Here is an 18,569-nt window from a genome sequence, read left to right on the forward strand (position 1 = left end):
CGGCCTGCTCCGGGGGCGGGTTGCGCTTGCATATCCCTCGCTCCTTCCCTTACCAATCACCATCGTCCCTGCCGCCGGATGGAGCGCATGCCTGTCGAATCCCCACTTCCCACGGCCCTGATCGTCATGGGCGTCTCCGGCAGCGGCAAGAGCACCATCGCGGAGCTTCTCGCCGCGGAGCTCGGCTGGCCGTTCCGTGACGGCGACGATTTCCATCCGCCCGAAAACGTCGCCAAGATGCATGCCGGCACGCCCCTGACGGATGAGGACCGCTGGCCCTGGCTCGCGGCGATCGCAGCCTGGATCGAGGAAGCCCGCCGGCGGGGAGGGCACGTCATCGTCACCTGTTCCGCGCTGAGGCGGATCTATCGCGATGCCCTGCGCGACGGCCATGGCGATGTGCGTTTCGTCTATCTGGAGGGAACGAAGGACCTCATCGCGTCGCGGCTGGCGAAGCGGAAGAATCATTTCATGCCGCCGGCCCTGCTCGACAGCCAGTTCGCCACACTCGAGCCGCCGGGCGCCGACGAGGCGCCGCTCGCGGTCTCGATCGGCGCGACGCCCGACGAGATCGCCGCCATGGTGCTGGAAAAACTCGCTGGGTTCAGCCGCGGATCGAAGTCTCCTCGTTGAGATACAGGCGAAGGATTGTTTCGTTTATTTCGTTTGCTGTATGATGACGAACCTTCGACGTTCGATGCGAGAGTTCCGCCATGAGCAAAGCATCTCTTTCAAGATTGCCTCCTTCGCAGGAGGACGCCGAGCTTGCGCGTGTCTCCGGCCAGCGTCTGGCGCCTCTGGCTCGCATGAAGCGTCCCCTCACGATGAGCGTGCGAGACGCCGGTCGAGACACAATTATCGAATTGCCGGTCGGTGCGGTTCAACTCCTCATGGATATTCTCGAAGATATGGCCGCAGGCCATGCCGTCACGATCGTTCCGCAGGATGCGGAGCTCACGACCCAGCAGGCTGCGGATGTCCTGAACGTCTCGCGCCCGTTCGTCATCCAGTTGCTGAAAGACGGCAAGCTTCCGTATCGCACGGTTGGAACGCATCGTCGTCTTCGATTCGAGGACGTCATGGCGTTCAAGACCGCGATTGACCGCGATCGTCGCCTCGCGCTCGACGAACTCGTGGCCCAGGCCGAAGAACTGGACATGGGATATTGAGTTGGCGCGGTTCACGGCATTCCTGGATGCATCCGTCCTTTATCCGGCTGCCATACGCGATATCCTGCTCGAACTGGCCGTCGGAGACCTTTATTTCGCAAAATGGTCGAACAGGGTTCATGACGAGTGGATCCATGCGGTGCTGCGAAACCGCACCGATCTGACCCGGGACCAATTGGAGCGCACGAGGCGGCTCATGAATGCGCACGTTCGGGATGCGCTGGTGATCGATTTCGAGCCGCTGATCGATGGATTGTCGTTGTCGGATCGCGATGATCGCCATGTTCTCGCCGCTGCGATCAAAGGACGCGCGGACTTGATCGTGACGGCAAATTTGAAGGACTTTCCCTCTTCCGCGCTTGAGAGATGGGATATCGAGGCGCTACATCCGGATGAATTCCTGCGACACCAATTTCATCTGCGCCAGCCAGCCTTCCTCAACGCCGTCCGGACCGTCAGAATGCGCCTGAAGAAGCCGCCGCGGTCAGCCCTCGATTACCTGGATACGCTGCGTCAGCATGGCTTGCTGGCGACGGCGAGCGAGATCGAACCGTTCAGCCAATTCATCTGAATAGAGACAATGCCCATGCCTTCGTCCACGCCTTCGCCGACGCCTTCCGAATTCTCCGCCGATCTGTCGGCGCGCTTTGCCGCCCTCGTCGGCGAACGCTACGCCATCGCGGATGCCGGCGGGCAGGGGCCCTATCTGCGCGAATGGCGTGACCGCTATCACGGCAAGACGCCGCTGGTGCTGCTCCCGGGTTCGGTGGAGGAGGTCGCCGCCATCCTCAGGCTCGCCGACGAGACCCGCACGCCGATCGTGCCGCAGGGCGGCAATACCGGCCTGGTCGGCGGCCAGATCCCCCACGCCACCGGCCATGAGATCGTGGTTTCCCTGAAGCGGCTCGACAAGGTCCGGGCCGTCGATCCCGAAGGCAACACGCTGGACGTCGAGGCCGGCGTCACGCTGCAGCGCGCGCAGGAAGCGGCCGAGGCGGCCGGGCGTTTCTTTCCGCTGACGCTGCCGTCCGAGGGCAGCTGCACCGTCGGCGGAAACATCGCCACCAATGCCGGCGGCACGGGCGTGATCGCCTATGGCAATACCCGCGACCTCGTTCTCGGGCTCGAGGTCGTCCTGCCCGGCGGGCGGATCTGGCACGGCATGCGCCATCTGCGCAAGGACAACACCGGCTACGATCTCAGGAACCTCTTCATCGGCTCGGAAGGCACGTTGGGCATCGTCACTGCGGCCGTCCTCAAGCTGTTTCCCAAGCCCCGCTCGGTCGGCACCGCCTTCATCGGCGTCGACAGTCCGGCGGCGGCGCTCTCGCTCCTCCAGGTGGCGCGGGAGAATGGCGGCGGCACCGTCACCGCCTTCGAGCTGCTGCCGCGCCGCGGCGTCGACTTCGTGCTGGCCCACGGCGCCGATGCCCGCGATCCCCTGGCGGAGAAATATCCCTGGTACATCCTGCTCGAAGTCTCGTCCTCGGCCGAGCTGGGCGTCGGCGAGGCGCTGGAGGCCATGCTGATGCAGGCCTATGAGAAGGGCTATGCCAGGGATGCGGTGATCGCGGCCTCGCTCGACCAGGCCGCCGACTTCTGGCGCCTGCGCGAGCTCCTGTCCGAGTCCCAGCGCTTCGAAGGCGGCTCGATCAAGCACGACGTCTCGGTGCCGGTCCGGCTCGTGCCGGCTTTTCTCGACAAGGCGATCGCGGCGGTGGAAGCCTTCATTCCCGGCAGCCGGCCTCTGCCGTTCGGCCATCTCGGCGACGGCAATATCCACTTCAACGTTTCCCAGCCGGTCGGCGGCGACAAGAAGGCCTTCCTCGATCAGTGGGAACAGACCAACGCGCTGGTGCACGGCATCGTCGCCGAATTCCACGGCTCGATCTCGGCCGAACACGGCATCGGCCAGGCCAAGCGCGCCCTGCTGCCGGGTGTGAAGGATCCGGTGGAACTGGCGATGATGCGCTCGATCAAGGCGACGCTCGATCCGAACGGAATCATGAATCCCGGCAAGGTCCTGTAGCGGGAACCTCGCCCGGATCCTCAGCGGGACGGCCGAAATGCCGTCTCAATAGCCGTCGTCGTCATCATCGGGCGCGGTGACGCACCGCCTGTGTTCGCGCAGCCCGTTGTCGGCGCCGTCGGGCACCTGCACCTGCGCGCCATAGCTGTGGGTGCATATCGTCTGCGCAGCCGGACCGGACCGAAGACTTGCCGAGCCGGCATAGACACCGGCGGAGCAGCCGGTGAGACAGAGGGCAAGTAGCGCCGCAAGGCCGATCAGCGGGTTCTTCATGGGGACGCTCCTCGAACGGTGATCGCGTCCGGCCCAACGGGCCTTCACGCGCTTTGCTGGATTTCCGGGCCATCATTGTCCGCCCTGTTTACATGCGGTCCGATGCGCACCAGTTCAAGGAAGTCGGCGGAAGGCGGCCGCAGCAAGGCGGCGGCGTCGCCCGGACGGGTCAGCGGATCGAGCCAGAATGAAAGCCGATCTTCCGGGACGATGACCGGGCTGCGCTCGCCGACGGCCGCCAGGGTGCCGTTGGCATCGGTCGTCAGCATGCCGACCGTGTCGATCTCGCTGCCGTCGGTGCCGGACCACGTCTCCCAGATCGCCGCAAGGGCGAACAGACCGCGGTCCGGCCGCCGCAGCAGGAAGGGCTGCCGCGCGCGCCCGGACGCCTGCCACTGGTAGAAGCCGTCGGCCGGCAGCACGCAGCGCCGGCGCATGAAGGCGGCACGGAAGGACGGCTTCTCCTGCACGGTCTCGGAACGGATGTTGATGAGGAGGGGATAGGTCGAGGTGTCCTTGATGAAGCCGGGGATGAAGCCCCAGCGCATCAGGGTGAAATGCCTCGCCGTGAAATCGGCGTGCACCACCGCCACCGGCTGGCTCGGCGCGATGTTGTAGCGCGGCGGGAAATCCGGTTCCTCGGCATAGCCGAACCAGTCACGGACCTCAGAGGGCGGATGGGTGAGGGCGAAGCGGCCGGTCATCAAGGGCCTCGGCGGTTCGGTCGATCATCGAGAGCGGACATTGCTCCGGTCAGTTTACGGCCGGATCCCCCGATGCTGCGATAGAAATTCGTCGTCTGCTTCGATCGCAGCTCCCGGCGGCGGCAGGTCAGACCGCCTTCCCAGGCATTTCCTCCGGCTCTTTGCCCTGCCTTGCGCGAAACGGCTTTTTGACGAGTTCAAGGAAGTCGTCGACGAAGGAGAATATGACGGGAATGACGAGGAGGCTGAGAAATGTCGAGGCGAGCAGCCCACCGATGACGACGATCGCCATGGGCTGCCGGAAGCTCGAATCGCCCCCGGTGAGGCTCAGGGCGACGGGAAGCATGCCGCATCCCATGGCGATGGTGGTCATCACGATGGGCCGGGCGCGCTTGTGACAGGCGTCGACGAGGGCATCGAAGCGCGACAGGCCGCCCCGCCTCGACATGATCGCATATTCGACCAGCAGGATGGAGTTCTTCGTCACCACGCCCATGAGCATGAGCAATCCGATCACCGCCGGCATGGAGAAGCTCGTGCCGGTGACGACGAGCGGCAGGAGGGCTCCGCCCAGCGACAACGGCAGCGCCATGAGGATGGTCAGGGGCTGCAGGAAGTCGTGGAAGAGCAGAACCAGCACGGCATAGATGCAGAAAACACCGATCGCCATGGCGATGCCGAAGCTTTCGAACAATTCGGAGCTCCGCTGCAACTCGCCCTGCTCGACCAGCCGAACCCCCTGCGGCAAATTCTTCAGCGCCGGGAGGGCCTGGGCCTCACGGTTGACGTCGCCGAGGATCCGGCCGTTGAGTTCCACCGTGAGCGTGATGTTACGCGAGCGGTCGATGCGGTCGATCTCGGACGGGCTGCCTCCCATCCGAATGTCCGCGATCGAGCCGAAATCGACGCTGCCTTTCGCGCCGCTCACGCGGAGATTGGCGATATCGTCCAGCGTCGTCCGGTTGCGAGGATCCAGCCGCACGCGGATCGAGACCTGTCGCTGCGATAGGTTGAGCTTCGCCATCGACGAGGAATAGTCGCCATTGGTCGCGACACGGACCGCCTCGGCAATCGATTCCGATGTCACGCCGAGTGCCGCGGCGCGCGCGAAATCCGGCACGATCTGGACTTCCGGTGCCTGGAGCGACGCGCTGGAGGTCACGGCGCCGATGCCTTGAAGGCTACGCAACTGCTCTTCGAGGGCACTCCCCGCCTCGTCGAGGGCGCCTGCGTCATCGCTGGCGAGGGTGATCTCGAGCTTGGTTCCATTGCCGCCGGTGCCGACTTCGACCCTCGGGCCCGGCAGCACGGCCAAGGCCCGGCGGATGTCGTTCTCGATCACGGACTGTTTGCGATCGCGATCGCCGATCGGCTTGAGATCGACGACGAGGGTCGCGGAGGTGACATCGCTCGTCATCGAAGAATCGAGACCGGACCCCGACGTGGCGCTGCCGACCGCCGCGAACACGCCGGTGACGTCGGGCAGCTTCGCAATGATGTCCGTGGCCTTGCGCGTTATCGCGTCCGTCTGCGCGAGGGTGCTGCCGGGTTGCAGCTTGAGCGTGACCTTTGTCTGCGCGTCGTCGGACGCAGGCAGGAAGCCCGATTTCAGGAAGGGGATCGTCGACAGAGACAAGCCGAGGAACACGCAGACGGCAACGACCGTCAGCTTCCGGTGGCGCAGACAGGCTTTCATCGCCGCCATGTAGGCGCGCATGATGAAGCCATCCTTCTCCTCGACCGGAAGGGCTTTCATCATGTAGGCGGCCATCATCGGCGTCAGAAGGCGAGCGACCAGAAGCGAGGCCAGCACGGCCACCGCCGCCGTGACGCCGAACTGACGGAAAATGAGCCCGGGGATACCGCTCATGAAGGCGGTCGGCAGGAATACCGCGACGAGCGTGAAGGTGGTGGCGATGACCGCGAGGCCGATCTCGTCGGCCGCCTCCAGCGCCGCGTCGATCGGCGACTTCCCCATCCGCAGATGGCGCGCGATGTTCTCCACTTCCACGATGGCATCGTCGACCAGGATGCCCACCACCAGGGAAAGCGCGAGAAGGGTTACGGTGTTCAGGCTGTAATCGGCGAAATACATCGCAAGAAAGGTCGGGATGACCGACAGCGGCAGGGCCACCGCGGACAGGAAGGTCGCCCGCAGGTCGCGCAGGAAAAGCCAGACCACCACGACGGCGAGGATCGCGCCTTCGTAGAGCATGTGCATCGAGCCGTCGTAGTTTTCGATGATCGGCGTGACCGTGGTGTAAGCTTCGACGATGTTCACGTCCGGATTGGCGGCCGCGAATTTCTGCATCGCGGCTTGGATCGCGGTGGCGACGCCGGTGTCCGAAAAGCCGTTCGAGCGCTTGACCTGGACGCCGATCACCGGCTGTCCGTCAAGATAGGCGAGCGACGAGCGATCGGAAAAGCTGTCGGTCACCGTGCCGATCTCGTCGAGGCGTACGAGCGCGCCATTCGAGAGGGGGACGACGATGGCCTTGAGCTCCTCCACCGATGCGACGGCGCCGAGCGTCCGGATTGTCTGCTTGCCGCCTCCGATCTCGCCGCGACCGCCCGACGTATCGGATTGGACCGATTTCAGACGCGACGAGACGGACTCGGCCGTTATCCCGAGCGAGGCCATGATTCCGGGATCGAGGTCGACATGCACCTCGCGGTCGATCCCGCCGACCCGGCTGACCTCGCCGACGCCGGAGACCGAGAGCAGCGCTTTCGTCATGTCGTTGTCGACCAACCAGGAAAGCTCGGTTTCGTTCAGGCGGGTCGAGCGCACGGCATAGGTGAGGAGCGGAGAACTCTGGAGCGTGACCTTCGTCACGCTCGGCGACTCCATCTGCGACGGCAGGTCCGTCGTGCTGTCCACGGCGTTGCGGACCTCGTTCAGCGCCTCTTCGCTGTTCTTTTCGAGGCGGAAGGAGACACTGATCGACACGGACCCGTCCGTGATCGTCGTGGTGATGTGATCGAGGAGGCTGAGCGAGGCGAGGTTGTCCTCGATCTTTCGCGCGACCTCGGTTTCCAGCTGCGACGGCGCGGCGCCCTCCAGCCTCGCGGTGATCTTGACCGTCGGCAGATCCATGTCGGGAAAATTCTGGACCGACAGTCGATCGAAGGCGAGAAGACCGCCCACCGTCAGGAGAACGAACAACAGAATGGCGGGAACCGGATTGCGGATCGACCAGGCGGAGAAGTTCATGGCGCCTCTCCTTCGACCCTTACCAGGGTCTTGTCCGAGAGGAATGCGCCACCGGACTTCACGACATCGGCGGACGGTTCCAGACCGGATATGATCTCCACTTCGCCGTCGTTGCGGCGGCCTGTCTCGACGCGTACGCGCAGGGCGCGCCGATCCTTGCCGACGGTGAAGAGGTAATTGATGCCGTCGCGGAACACGAGGCTCGTCTCGGGTACCGTGAGCGCGCTTGTCGTCTGAAGCTGGATCTGCCCCGTCGCGTAGATGCCGACCGGGGGATGGGCCTCTGCCGGCAGCGTGACATAGACGATCGCCCGACCCGTGTCGGTGCTGACCGTGGGGCCGACCAGCCTGACCGTCCCTTCTATGCGCCGATCGCCGGGGCCGAAGATCACGACCCCAAGGCCCTCCTTGATGCGGGGGAGGTAGCGCGCCGAGACCTCAGCCTGCCATTCGACGCGCTGTTGACGGATGAGCCGGAAAAGCTCGGTGCCGGACGAGACCACCGCGCCGAGCTGGGCGGACCGCGACGTGATCAAGCCATCGTCGACCGCTGCGATCGTCGTCTGGTTGACCTTGATCTTCTGACCGTCGAGCGTGGCCTGTGCGGAATCGAGGCTGGCGGCCGCCGTTTGCTCCGCGATCAGATATTCCGTGACCTTCTCGTCCGAAAGCGCGCCGCTGCCCAGCACCTTGCGCGCCCGGTCCGCATTCGCCTTCGCCTTGGCCAGGTCCGCCTTGGCCGATTCGAGCGAGGCCTCCTCCTTGCGCAGATCCGCAAGCACCGTTTCCTGGGCGAGGCGCACCAGCGGCTGGCCCTTCGAGACCACCGAACCGACATCGGCGAGAACATCCGTGATGCGAAGACCGCCGATCTCCGAGGCGATGATCGCTTCATGCCAAGGCTTGAGCCAGCCGGTCGCGGGGACGGTCTCCGGCCATTGGCGCTGGGTCGGCTTGACCACGGCCACGGTGAGGGCCGCAGCTTCCTCCTGCTGCTGTCCATTGGAGGTCTCAGCAGCAAAAGCAGGGCTCGCCCCGGCGAGCAGAGCAACGAATAAACAGGCGGAACGCCACATCACAGGAGATTTCCTTGTGCCTTTGCATGGGCCAGCGGCAGGGAAACGAGCTGCGCTGCTCGCATCGCCGATCCGCCTGCGGGCGCCGTCGACCCGCATAAGAGCGGCTTCGATCTCGGCGATCGCGCTCCTGGCGGCCTGGCGCGATCCGCCGTCGAAAAGCGGGATCGTCGGCGCCGGGCCGAAGGACCACGGCACTGACGTTCCGGTCGGCATCGAACTGTCGATCCTCGCCGGATCGCCGAGGCTCAGGCTGGGATAGAGATCGGCTTTCGCCGCCCCGACATCGGCCATGGCTGCCGCGAGCCCCTGCTCGAGCGCAATTTGCTTGTCAAATACAACTCTCATTCGGCGCCCGGGACACAGTAAACTCATCCATCAATAGCGGCGCGGGCGTTAAGTGCCGTTAAGTCAATGTTAAGATAAGTAAAACTCCCTATCCGGCCGGCATTTTTCTTGTATGGGTTTTCTCTTGACGAATGACGGGCACTCAGAATGGTAAAGGTCCTTCTCATCGACGACGATGTCGATCTCACGACCCTCCTGAAAGAGTATCTCAATGAGGAGGGTTTCGAGGTCTCGACCGCGCAGGACGGGCGCACCGCGATCGCACAGGCTGCATCGAACGCCGTCGACATCATCGTCCTCGACATCATGATGCCGCACATGAACGGCATCGATGTCCTGCAGCGGATCCGACGGTCGAGTACGGTGCCCGTCCTGATGCTGACGGCCAAGGGCGATGACGTCGATCGGATCGCCGGGCTCAACCTCGGTGCCGATGATTATGTGCCGAAGCCGTGCTCTCCCGGCGAACTCGCCGCAAGATTGAAGGCGATATTGCGCCGCGCCGGCCCGTCGGGGGCCGGAACGGCGCAGGAAGTGCTCCGTGCGGGCGAACTCGTCATGTACCCGGGAAACAGGGCGGCGGAATGGCGCGGCAAGCCTCTGGAACTGACAGGTACCGAATTCAGCCTGCTCGAAGTTCTCGCCCGCAACGCCGGCCAGCTCGTGTCCAAGCAGGAGATTTCAAGGCACGCGTTCGGGCGGCCCTTGACGCCTTTCGATCGGCGGATCGACGTTCACCTGAGCAGCGTCCGTCAGAAGCTCGGCGCAAGGGGCGATGGCCAGTCCTGGATTCAGTCGGTGCGCGGGCAAGGCTACCAGCTCCTGCAGGATCGATGATGCGTCGCCTGTTCTGGAAGTTCTTCACCATCATCTGGTTGACGATGGCCGCGTCGGTCGCGGGGCCCTTCATCATCATCAACCTGCTCGACGCTGCTCCATTCTCCCAGGATATCGCGCGCGAGCGGCGAGACTTCACCCTGGATGTGGCGGCGCGGCTGCTCGAGCAGCAAGGGAAAGATGCCGCCGAGGCTTTCGCCCGGGCCGTGGCGGCGCTGCCTCGGCCTGTCAACCTGTCTGTTTCCGAGATTGGCCCTTCCAGCGCTTGCCCGGGCGTCGAGGCGGAAAATGTGCGGAGCGTCGCTGTCGGCGGCACTTGCAGCCGCGTGAGCATCATCGCGCAGGAATCCGGCACCATGGCGGGAGACTGGCCGAAGCTGCTGCCATGGGTCTCGGCCCTCATCGCCAGCGCGGTGTCCGCCTTCTGGCTGGCCCGCTATCTCATTCTCCCCGTCGTCCATCTCCGCCACGGTCTGAGCGCTCTCGCCCAGGGCCGGTTCGACGTGCGCATCGGTGACAAGATGGACGGCCGGAAGGACGAAGTGACGGCTCTCGCGCACGACTTCGATGCCAGCGCCGCCCACCTGGAGGAACTCCAAGGGATCCAGCAGCGGCTGTTTCATGACGTGTCCCATGAGCTCCGCTCGCCCCTGTCCCGTCTTCAGGCGGCCATCGGCGTGCTCAGACAGAATCCGTCCAGGCTCGATATCATGATGGATCGCATGGATCGCGAGATCGAGCGTATCGACGGGCTGGTTGGCGAGATCCTCACACTCGCCCGACTGAGCGCCCGCTCCGGCGACGGCGCGGTGCAAACCCTCGACCTCATGGATCTCCTGAACGGGATCGTGGACGATGCGGCCTTCGAGGCTCAGGCTCGTGGAATTTCCCTGTCCCATGACGGCGTCGCGGCATTCGTCGCCGAGGTCAACGGGGAACTGATCTATCGGGCGTTTGAGAATGTCATCCGCAACGCGCTCAAATATTCACCCGACAATTCCCGCGTTTCGATTTTTTCTCAAATCGTCGACGAGCGGCTTCGCGTGACGGTCACGGACGAGGGGGCCGGCGTGCCGGCGTCCGAGCTCGAATGGATCTTCCAGCCTTTTTCGCGCGGAAGCCATGCGGTTGCGCGAAGCGGCTATGGCCTTGGCCTGGCCATCACAAAACATGCGATCGAAGAGCATGGCGGCCGCGTGACGGCTTCGATCGCCGCCGGCGGCGGTCTGGCCGTCACCTTGGAAATCCCCAGGCTGGCGGCCCGCAAGCCGGAAGACATGTTCCCGTTCGGCTGAGATAGCCGGCAGGGGGATGGATCCGGTTCGGACGCCGCACGGCGACAGGTGAGCCCCTTGGCGCGTCCAGGAATTTCCCTCGGCGACCGTGCGCCTCCTGACGCCGATATGGGTTGCGGCGCGTCCGTCCGCCAGGAATACTGCCTGGATGGAAGATGCGTCCCGAGCCTATCCCATCCGCCCCATCCTCGCAGCGAGCGTCGTCATCTTCAGGGACGGCAAGGTGCTGCTGGGGGAAAGGGCGCGTTCGCCGGGGCGGGGCCTGTTCTCCCTGCCGGGCGGTGCCGTCGAGGCCGGCGAAGGGCTGGAGGCGGCGGCCCGGCGCGAGGTGCGGGAGGAAACCGGGCTCGACGTGGAGATCGCGGGCTTCGTCTGCCACAAGGAAGTGATCCATCGCGACGAGGCGGGAGCCGTGCATCGGCACTTCGTCATCGCAGTGTTCGCCGCGAGAGGCTGCGCCGGCGAGCCACGTCCGAACGACGAGGTCCTCGGCTTCCGCTGGGCCGATCCCCAGACCCTCGACGGGCTGCCGGTGACGGAGGGCCTCGCCGCGGTCGTCGCCGCCGCCGGACGTCTGTTGTGACGCGCGAGCGGCGACTACATTCCGCAGCCCGGTGGCTCCTTGCCGGCCTCGTGGCGGCCCTGCTGGGCGGCGCCACGCCGGGGCGAGCCCAGACGCCTCCGGTCCCGCCTCCGCCGGCCCAGGCGCCCTCGGCGCCCCCCTACGAACCGCAATTGCTGCGCCTGTCGGAGCTGATGGGCGCGCTGCATTATCTGCGCGGTCTCTGCGGGTTCGCGGATGCGCCGGCCTGGCGCGACGAGATGAACGCCCTGATGGCGGCGCAGGCGCTCGACGAGGCGGCGAAGGAGCGCTTCGCCGGTGCCTTCAACCGCGGCTTCCGGACGTTCTCCGAGACCTACCGCACCTGCAACGAGGCGGCGGGAGGGATCATCCGCTCCTATCTCGACCAGAGCGGTGCCATCACCAAGGAGCTCGAATCCCGCTACGGCCATTAACGATTAATTTCAAACTGTCTATTCCCGGGACGCCGGCATGCTATGTTGCCGGTGTCGACGGCAGGCGCCGCGGCACGGAAAAGGCCATGTTTGATCGCGTCACCACCCTCCAACAGCAATTCGCTGCCGACGATGCGCGTCGGGCGGCGCTCGATTATCTCTTGCAGGCGTGGGAAGAGGCCATTCTCGACGGCATCGACGGGGACTGCGTGGCGAATGCCGCCCTGTTCGCGGCATTCAAGGAACTCGTCGCGACCTATGGCGAAGAGCCGGTGGCGCGCTTTGCGGAGCGGTTGCCCGAGCGCGTGCGCAATGGGGAGTTCACCCTTCAGGGTATGCATCAATAGATTGTTACGCTGGCCGCAGGGGGATTGTGGCATGAGGCGGGTTGTCGCCCTCGTAATGCCCCGGCGCAGTGATTAGCTTGGAATGAGCCCGCCCCCGATTCGTACGTTCCTCACCCGATGGTCGCCCATGCGCCGCATAGCCTTCGCCATTTCCGGCCTCGCTGTCCTCCTGATGGGCGCCACCTCGTCCCTCGCAGCCAATGACGCCACGCAGTCCTCCCCGGGCTCTCCGCCCTCGGTGAGCACCCAGACGCCGACCGTTACCGTTACCCCGCCGGCGAACGACGACAGCACGGACGCCCAGGCGCCCCAGGTGTTCTACGGCGAGGATGGCCTGCCCGCCCCGGTGAAGGAATTGCGCCGCAAGCTGATCGCCGCCATCAAGACGGGCGATCTCGAATCGCTGCGGCCGATCATCGAGGCCAATGGCGCGACGCCCGAACTGTCCGGCGGCGACAGCGACGATCCGATCGCCACGCTCAAGCTGCTCGCCGGGGATCCGCAGGGCCGGGAGATTCTGGCGATCATGGAGGACGTGCTGGAATCCGGCTACGTCCATGTCGATGTCGGCACGCCGCAGGAGGCCTATGTCTGGCCCTATTTCGCGCGCTACCCCCTCAGCAAGCTCACAGGCCCGCAGATGGTGGAACTGTTCCGGCTGATCACCGCCGGCGATTTCCAGGACATGCAGGACAAGGGCGTCTACTCCTTCTACCGCCTCGGCATCGGCCCGGACGGCAAGTGGCAGTTCTTCGAGGACGGCGACTGAGGTCAAGAGGCCGGTTTCAGAACACCGTTCGGCGGCGGCGCATCGGCCGATCGCCTCGCAAGGTCGATGCGGGCTGCGCTCCCCTCCCTTCGTTTCAGGCCTGCATCAATGCCGCCACATGGACGGCGCTGGAGCGGGCGAGCGCCGCGAGGTCATAGCCCCCTTCGAGCACCGAGACGATGCGGCCCCCGGCCGTCTCGTCCGCAACCCGCATCAATTCCAGCGTCACCCAGGCATAGTCCTCCTCGATGAGGTTGAGACTGCCGAGGGGATCGTCGGCATGGGCGTCGAACCCCGCCGAGACCAGCAGCAGATCGGGCGCGAAGGCGCGGATCCGGGGCAGGATGAGCGTCTTCATCGCCTCGCGGAACTCGGCGCCGCCCTGTCCGGCGCGCAAGGGCGCGTTGACGATGGTGCCGGCTTCTCCGACCTCATCGCGCGCTCCGGTGCCCGGATAGAGCGGCATCTGATGCGTCGATGCGTAGAGGATGGTGGGATCGGCCCAGAAGATCGCCTGCGTCCCGTTGCCGTGATGCACGTCGAAATCCATGATCGCGACGCGCACCGCCCCGTGCGCCCGCTGGGCATGCCGGGCCGCGACGGCGACATTGTTGAAGAAGCAGAACCCCATCGCGCGCTCGGGCTCGGCATGATGGCCGGGCGGGCGCGCGGCCACGAAGGCGTTGCGCACCTTGCCCGTCATCACCTGGTCCACCGCCAGCATGGCTCCGCCGACGCCGCGCCGGGCGGCTTCGAGGGTGCCGGCGGACATCGATGTGTCCGCGTCGAGCGATGCCAGGCCCTCGTCGTCATGCGGACTGAGGCGCTGCAAGGTCTCGATATAGCGGCGCGAGTGGCAGGATTCGATCGCATCGAAGGCGGCTTCCGGCGCCGCCTGCCGTTCGAGCGCCTCGAAAGCGGGGCTGGAAAGGGCGGACTCGACCGCCAGAATACGCTCGACGCGCTCGGGATGGCCGCGCGGCGTCTCGTGGCGGGCGAAGGCGGGGTGGGTGACGAGGAGGGTCGCCATCGTCCTATACCATCGTGGTGCCGACGACCACGCCGGGGGGAGGAACCGAATCGTCGGGGACGAAGAAGTCCGGCGCGAGCGTCTGGGTGGGGTCGGCGCGATAGGGCTCGAAATCGGTGACGCCCTCGCCGCTCAGGAACGTGTCGTCGATGAGAAAGTTGCCGGAGAAGTCGACGGGCTTGCCGAAGATGCGCCATGCGGCGTCGGCGAGGATCTCGGGCTTGCGCGAGCGGCGGATCAGGGCGTCGCCGCCGAGGATGTTGCGCACGGCCGCCGTCGCGATCGTGGTGCGGGGCCACAGGGCGTTGACGGCGATGCGCCCGCGCAATTCGCCGGCGAGGCCGAGCACGACGAGGCTCATGCCGAACTTGGCCATCGAATAGGCCGTGTGCGGCGCGAACCACTTCTCCTTCATGTCGAGCGGCGGCGACAGCATGAGGATGTGCGGATTGGCGGCCTTGGCGATATAGGGCAGGGCGAATTTCGAGACCATGAAGGTGCCACGCGCATTGATCTGGTGCATCAGGTCGAAGCGCTTCATCTCGATGTCCGCCACCGTGCTCATCTGGATGGCGGAAGCGTTGTTGACGACGATGTCGATGCCGCCGAACTCGGCGGCGCCCCGCGCGAGGGCGGCCTTGACGTTCTCTTCGTCCCGGACGTCGACCACGAGGGGCAGGGCGCGGCCGCCCGCTTTTTCGATGTCCTCGGCCGCCGAGTGGATGGTTCCCTCCAGCTTGGGATGCGGCGCGTCGGTCTTGGCGGCGATGACGATGTTGGCGCCGTCGCGAGCGGCCCTGAGCGCGATGGCGAGTCCGATGCCGCGCGAGGCGCCGGTGATGAAGAGGGTCTTGTTGGCGAGCGACATCGGCGGTTCCTCAACCGGGTACTGTGCCGGGGCGGGGCGCCCGGGCAGAATGGCGTGGCAATCGTTCGAGCGGGACGGCGAATCTATCGAACCTCATCCTGCCATGGATCAGAACACGGTTTCGAGGCCCGCATCCGCATGGTCGCGCATGATTCCTGTTGCCAGGGCGGCCGCGGGCGGCGCGATCTGGGTGGCGTGGAAATGCAGCGTATCGATGCGCCGGCGATGGGCGGGATCGTGCGGGTCGATGGCGGCGGCGGCCATCGCCTCGCGGGCGAGCACCACGCCGCCGGCGGCGACGGCGCACAGGCGCAGATAGGGAGCCGCGCCGGCGAGCGCATCCGCCGGCCGGTCGCGCAGGGCGGCGAGAACGAAGGCCGTCGCCCGCTCGAGGGCGTCCACCGGCTGCAGGAGCAGGGGAGCCAACCCGGCGAAGCGGGGCGTGCCGGCCATTGGCTCCAGCGAATTGCGCAGGCCGGCGATGAAGCCGGCCATCACCCGGCCGTCCCCCAGCGGAACCTTGCGGGTGACGAGATCGATCGCCTGGATGCCGTTGGTGCCCTCGTAGATCGCGGCGATGCGGGCGTCGCGGAAATGCTGGGCGGCGCCGGTCTCCTCGATGAAGCCGGTGCCCCCATGGACCTGGATGCCGAGGGAGGCGACCTCGTTGCCGATATCCGTCGCGAAGGCCTTGGCGACCGGCGTGAGCAGCGCGGCCAGATTCTGGGCGTCCTCGCGGCGCGCCGGATCCTCGCTCCGGCGCGACCGGTCGAGCGCTTCGGCGAGCTGGTAGCACAAGCCGCGGGCCGCGACGGTCTTGGCGCGCATTTCCATCAGCATGCGGCGCACATCCGGATGGTCGATGATCGGGCTCATGCCGCCTTCGCGCCATCCGGCGCTGCGGCCCTGCCGCCGCTCCCGGGCATAGGCCAAGGCCTGCTGGTAGGCCCGCTCCGCGATCGCCACCCCCTGCAGTCCGACGGCGAGCCGTGCATTGTTCATCATGGTGAACATGCAGGCCAGGCCCCGGTGCTCCTCGCCGACCAGGTAGCCGACGGCGCCCTCCTTGTCGCCGAACACCATCGTGCAGGTGGGCGATCCGTGAATGCCGAGCTTGTGTTCCAGCCCGGCGCACAGCACGTCGTTGCGCCGGTCCGGCCGGCCTTCGGCATCGAGCAGATATTTCGGCACCAGGAACAGCGAGATGCCGCGCGTGCCGGCCGGCGCGTTGGGCAGGCGCGCGAGAACGAGGTGGACGATGTTCGGCGTGAGGTCGTGGTCGCCATAGGTGATGAAGATCTTCTGGCCGAAGATGCGATAGCTGCCGTCGTCCCGCCGCTCGGCCCGGCTGCGCAACGCCCCGAGATCGGAGCCGGCCTGCGGCTCCGTGAGGTTCATGGTGCCCATCCATTCGCCGCTGACGAGCTTGCCGAGATAGGCCGCCCGGAGCGCCGGCGAGCCATGGGAGCCGAGCGCTTCCACTGCGCCCATGGTGAGGAGCGGCCCGAGGCCGAAGGCCATCGAGGCGGCGTTCCACATTTCGAGACAGGCGGCGTTGAGCAGGAGCGGCAGGCCCTGGCCGCCGAAGGAGGCCGGTGCGGCCAGGCCGTTCCATCCGGCGGCGCTCCAGTCCCGGTACGCCTCGCGCCAGCCCGGCGCGGTGACGACGCCGTGTCCCTCCAGCCTGGCGCCGACGCGGTCGCCGTCGCGGTTCAGCGGCGCGATGCGTTCGGAGGCGAAGCGTCCGGCTTCCTCCAGCACGGCTGCGGCGACGTCGGGCGTCGCCTCGGGATAGAGGCCCTCCTGCTGCAGGCTGTCGAGATCGGCGACATGGCGGAGCGCAAAGGCGATGTCGGCGACGGGCGCTTGATAGGTCATGCGGGGTTCCGGGCTGATACGTTCTCGAAGGCGGTGCGCAGGTTCGACCTTGACGGAATGCGTCGCGGCGGGCAATGGCGGATGATGGCTTCGGATACTTTGCATTTGACGGCCGACCGGCATTCGATCGAGCAGGCCGTGCGTCTCATCGTGGAAGGCCGGCTCGTGGCCTTTCCGACCGAGACCGTCTATGGCCTCGGGGCGGACGCCACCAACGGCCGTGCCGTTGCCGGCATCTACGAAGCCAAGGGACGTCCGCGCTTCAACCCCCTGATCGCCCATCTGGCCTCGTTCGACCTCGCCCGCGGGCAGGGCCGGTTCTCGCCGGCCGCCGAGCGCCTGGCCAAGGCGTTCTGGCCCGGGCCGCTTACGCTGGTCGTGCCGAAGTCGCCGGGCTGCACGGTCAGCGAGATCGCCACCGCCGGGCTCGACAGCGTCGCCCTGCGCGTGCCCGACCATGTGGTGGCGCAGGCGATCCTCGCCGCCGTCGGGCGCCCCGTCGCCGCGCCCTCGGCCAACCGCTCCGGCCATGTCAGCGCGACGACGGCCGCGCATGTCGCCGCCGACCTCGACGGGCGCATCGCCGCCATCGTCGACGGAGGGGCCACGCCGGTCGGCGTCGAGTCGACGATCCTCGCCTGCCTGGAAGACCGCGTGGCGATGCTGCGGCCGGGCGGGCTGTCGCGCGAGGCCGTCGAGGCCGTGCTCGGCTTTCCGCTCGCCGAGGGGCCGGAGGGCGCGGCGGACGAGCCGCTCGCTCCCGGCATGCTGGCCTCCCATTACGCACCGAAGGCATCTGTGCGGCTCGACGCGCAAAGCGCCGGCCCGACCGAAGCCTGGCTCGGCTTCGGCGGCAGGGGCGACGGCAGCAAGGCGCGCGTGGCGGCGGATCTGAGCCCGGCGGGAGACCTGACGGAGGCCGCGGCCAATCTGTTCGGCATGCTGCGGGCGCTCGACCGGCCCGACATCAGCGCCATCGCTGTGGCGCCCATCCCGCCGCGGGGCCTCGGCGAGGCGATTCGCGACCGGCTGGCGCGGGCCGCGGCGGAACGCTAGAAAAGCGGCTGGATCCGACCCGGCTGCCCGTGGGCGGTCGCGACAACGCCGTTGATCGCGGCTTGGTGTGGGCGCCACCTTGAAGACGCTGCGCTTGAGGCGACGCTCGGCCCGGATGGCGAAGAGGCCTTTGACGGCGTCGTGCCAGGCCGCGGAGGTCGGCGTGAAGTGCAACGGTCTGCGCGGTGGCGGTCCAGCCATGCGATGGCGCGCGGGCGCTTGCGATCCCCCGGGGTCCGGTGGACGCCGCTGCCGGTGCGCATCCTGCAGTCTCGCAAGACCCCGACCGGACGGGCATTCTCCTCGGTATGCTTATGTCGGCTCCAATCCGCGGGTCGCTTTTCCGCGTGGTACGGACCGGGGCCGCCGGGCACCAATAGCGTGATTTTGCATGAGGACGTTGTACCTCTTCCTCTCGTTTACTACGTCCTTTGCAGTCGGCTGTAGACCCAATTCTCTCTCAATATATGCGAAAAATATCTGATACTCATGTTAGATTTCTCGTATTTGAAAGTCTAGTATATCAATATTTGAGAATACAATCTTCATATCGGACGGATAAATTGATAGTAAATTGTCAATGTAAAATTTTATTCTACATTTTTCGATCGTGTAAAAATTATGATCTTTGCCATTCTCAAAAAATCTTTCACGGATTG

The 18,569-nt window shown here is 66.1% G+C and carries 18 protein-coding genes; 11 read left to right on the forward strand and 7 right to left on the reverse strand.

The genetic code is table 11. The features are described 5' to 3' along the window. The first annotated feature begins 87 nt into the window (after window positions 1–87). The 4 genes from J3R73_RS07355 (at window position 88) to J3R73_RS07370 (ending at window position 3,198) form a co-directional block, all read left to right on the forward strand. Complete coding sequence (locus tag J3R73_RS07355; protein WP_307424429.1) at window positions 88–633, forward strand: gluconokinase; 546 nt, start codon at window positions 88–90, stop codon at window positions 631–633. An 80-nt stretch (window positions 634–713) separates the two neighbouring features. Further along, window positions 714–1,169 (forward strand): helix-turn-helix domain-containing protein, encoded by a 456-nt coding sequence (locus J3R73_RS07360; protein WP_307424431.1) that lies wholly within the window; start codon window positions 714–716, stop codon window positions 1,167–1,169. A gap of 1 nt (window position 1,170) precedes the next feature. Next, a complete protein-coding gene (locus tag J3R73_RS07365) occupies window positions 1,171–1,740 on the forward strand; it encodes a VapC50 family PIN domain-containing toxin (protein WP_307424434.1) in 570 nt (189 codons plus the stop codon). Window positions 1,741–1,749: 9 nt separating this feature from the next. Beyond that, window positions 1,750–3,198 carry an FAD-binding oxidoreductase gene (locus tag J3R73_RS07370; RefSeq protein WP_370879861.1) on the forward strand — a complete coding sequence of 483 codons (1,449 nt, stop codon included), beginning with the start codon at window positions 1,750–1,752 and terminating at the stop codon, window positions 3,196–3,198. A 45-nt stretch (window positions 3,199–3,243) separates the two neighbouring features. Here J3R73_RS07370 and J3R73_RS07375 read toward each other — a convergent pair whose 3' ends face one another. The 4 genes from J3R73_RS07375 to J3R73_RS07390 all read right to left on the reverse strand — a co-directional run bounded on the left by J3R73_RS07375 (window position 3,244) and on the right by J3R73_RS07390 (window position 8,840). After that, window positions 3,244–3,471 (reverse strand): hypothetical protein, encoded by a 228-nt coding sequence (locus J3R73_RS07375; protein WP_307424439.1) that lies wholly within the window; start codon window positions 3,469–3,471, stop codon window positions 3,244–3,246. A 44-nt stretch (window positions 3,472–3,515) separates the two neighbouring features. Beyond that, entirely contained in the window at window positions 3,516–4,175 is a 660-nt protein-coding gene (locus J3R73_RS07380) for an SOS response-associated peptidase (protein ID WP_307424442.1), read from the reverse strand. Between the two features lie 127 nt (window positions 4,176–4,302). Then, on the reverse strand, window positions 4,303–7,389 hold the full coding sequence (locus J3R73_RS07385; protein WP_307424445.1) for an efflux RND transporter permease subunit: 3,087 nt from the start codon (window positions 7,387–7,389) through the stop codon (window positions 4,303–4,305). Further along, the gene (locus J3R73_RS07390) at window positions 7,386–8,840 is read right to left on the reverse strand and encodes an efflux RND transporter periplasmic adaptor subunit (protein WP_370879862.1); all 1,455 of its coding nucleotides are present in this window, start codon (window positions 8,838–8,840) and stop codon (window positions 7,386–7,388) included. Before J3R73_RS07390 ends, J3R73_RS07385 begins: the two co-directional genes overlap by 4 nt. 120 nt (window positions 8,841–8,960) lie before the next feature. Between J3R73_RS07390 and J3R73_RS07400 the strand changes: the two genes are divergently transcribed. The 6 genes from J3R73_RS07400 to J3R73_RS07425 all read left to right on the forward strand — a co-directional run bounded on the left by J3R73_RS07400 (window position 8,961) and on the right by J3R73_RS07425 (window position 13,078). Next, a complete protein-coding gene (locus J3R73_RS07400; protein WP_307424448.1) occupies window positions 8,961–9,650 on the forward strand; it encodes a response regulator transcription factor in 690 nt (229 codons plus the stop codon). Next, window positions 9,650–10,945, forward strand: a complete 1,296-nt coding sequence (locus J3R73_RS07405) for a HAMP domain-containing sensor histidine kinase (RefSeq protein ID WP_307424451.1) — start codon at window positions 9,650–9,652, stop codon at window positions 10,943–10,945. Before J3R73_RS07400 ends, J3R73_RS07405 begins: the two co-directional genes overlap by 1 nt. A 148-nt stretch (window positions 10,946–11,093) precedes the next feature. Continuing rightward, window positions 11,094–11,528: an NUDIX hydrolase gene (locus tag J3R73_RS07410; protein ID WP_307424453.1), complete on the forward strand. Its 435-nt coding sequence runs from the start codon at window positions 11,094–11,096 to the stop codon at window positions 11,526–11,528. 50 nt (window positions 11,529–11,578) lie between these two features. Next, window positions 11,579–11,962, forward strand: coding sequence for a TIGR02301 family protein (locus J3R73_RS07415; protein WP_307424455.1), 384 nt, complete (start codon window positions 11,579–11,581; stop codon window positions 11,960–11,962). 86 nt (window positions 11,963–12,048) lie between these two features. After that, window positions 12,049–12,309, forward strand: coding sequence for a hypothetical protein (locus J3R73_RS07420; RefSeq protein WP_307424458.1), 261 nt, complete (start codon window positions 12,049–12,051; stop codon window positions 12,307–12,309). A 127-nt stretch (window positions 12,310–12,436) separates the two neighbouring features. Continuing rightward, complete coding sequence (locus J3R73_RS07425; RefSeq protein ID WP_307424461.1) at window positions 12,437–13,078, forward strand: hypothetical protein; 642 nt, start codon at window positions 12,437–12,439, stop codon at window positions 13,076–13,078. Between the two features lie 94 nt (window positions 13,079–13,172). On the opposite strand, the gene J3R73_RS07430 is transcribed toward J3R73_RS07425, so the two are convergent. From J3R73_RS07430 to J3R73_RS07440, 3 genes are all read right to left on the reverse strand, one after another. Then, window positions 13,173–14,108 (reverse strand): histone deacetylase family protein, encoded by a 936-nt coding sequence (locus tag J3R73_RS07430; protein ID WP_307424466.1) that lies wholly within the window; start codon window positions 14,106–14,108, stop codon window positions 13,173–13,175. Between the two features lie 4 nt (window positions 14,109–14,112). Then, window positions 14,113–14,976, reverse strand: a complete 864-nt coding sequence (locus tag J3R73_RS07435; RefSeq protein WP_307424469.1) for an SDR family oxidoreductase — start codon at window positions 14,974–14,976, stop codon at window positions 14,113–14,115. A 108-nt stretch (window positions 14,977–15,084) separates the two neighbouring features. Further along, entirely contained in the window at window positions 15,085–16,854 is a 1,770-nt protein-coding gene (locus tag J3R73_RS07440) for an acyl-CoA dehydrogenase family protein (RefSeq protein WP_307437175.1), read from the reverse strand. 84 nt (window positions 16,855–16,938) lie between these two features. Here J3R73_RS07440 and J3R73_RS07445 point away from each other — a divergent pair, with 84 nt between their 5' ends. Next, on the forward strand, window positions 16,939–17,910 hold the full coding sequence (locus J3R73_RS07445; RefSeq protein ID WP_307437178.1) for an L-threonylcarbamoyladenylate synthase: 972 nt from the start codon (window positions 16,939–16,941) through the stop codon (window positions 17,908–17,910). Window positions 17,911–18,569: the final 659 nt, after the last annotated feature.

The organism is Labrys monachus (assembly GCF_030814655.1).
Classification (GTDB): Bacteria; Pseudomonadota; Alphaproteobacteria; order Rhizobiales; family Labraceae; genus Labrys; species Labrys monacha.

Coding starts and splice junctions, on each gene's coding strand:
- J3R73_RS07390 (WP_370879862.1), bottom strand. CDS start 8,840: ATGAGTTTACTGTGTCCCGGGCGCCGAATGAGAGTTGTATTTGACAAG.
- J3R73_RS07435 (WP_307424469.1), bottom strand. CDS start 14,976: ATGTCGCTCGCCAACAAGACCCTCTTCATCACCGGCGCCTCGCGCGGC.
- J3R73_RS07420 (WP_307424458.1), top strand. CDS start 12,049: ATGTTTGATCGCGTCACCACCCTCCAACAGCAATTCGCTGCCGACGAT.
- J3R73_RS07360 (WP_307424431.1), top strand. CDS start 714: ATGAGCAAAGCATCTCTTTCAAGATTGCCTCCTTCGCAGGAGGACGCC.
- J3R73_RS07385 (WP_307424445.1), bottom strand. CDS start 7,389: ATGAACTTCTCCGCCTGGTCGATCCGCAATCCGGTTCCCGCCATTCTG.
- J3R73_RS07400 (WP_307424448.1), top strand. CDS start 8,961: ATGGTAAAGGTCCTTCTCATCGACGACGATGTCGATCTCACGACCCTC.
- J3R73_RS07370 (WP_370879861.1), top strand. CDS start 1,750: ATGCCCATGCCTTCGTCCACGCCTTCGCCGACGCCTTCCGAATTCTCC.
- J3R73_RS07445 (WP_307437178.1), top strand. CDS start 16,939: ATGGCTTCGGATACTTTGCATTTGACGGCCGACCGGCATTCGATCGAG.
- J3R73_RS07375 (WP_307424439.1), bottom strand. CDS start 3,471: ATGAAGAACCCGCTGATCGGCCTTGCGGCGCTACTTGCCCTCTGTCTC.
- J3R73_RS07380 (WP_307424442.1), bottom strand. CDS start 4,175: ATGACCGGCCGCTTCGCCCTCACCCATCCGCCCTCTGAGGTCCGTGAC.
- J3R73_RS07430 (WP_307424466.1), bottom strand. CDS start 14,108: ATGGCGACCCTCCTCGTCACCCACCCCGCCTTCGCCCGCCACGAGACG.
- J3R73_RS07355 (WP_307424429.1), top strand. CDS start 88: ATGCCTGTCGAATCCCCACTTCCCACGGCCCTGATCGTCATGGGCGTC.
- J3R73_RS07410 (WP_307424453.1), top strand. CDS start 11,094: ATGGAAGATGCGTCCCGAGCCTATCCCATCCGCCCCATCCTCGCAGCG.
- J3R73_RS07425 (WP_307424461.1), top strand. CDS start 12,437: ATGCGCCGCATAGCCTTCGCCATTTCCGGCCTCGCTGTCCTCCTGATG.
- J3R73_RS07405 (WP_307424451.1), top strand. CDS start 9,650: ATGCGTCGCCTGTTCTGGAAGTTCTTCACCATCATCTGGTTGACGATG.
- J3R73_RS07440 (WP_307437175.1), bottom strand. CDS start 16,854: ATGACCTATCAAGCGCCCGTCGCCGACATCGCCTTTGCGCTCCGCCAT.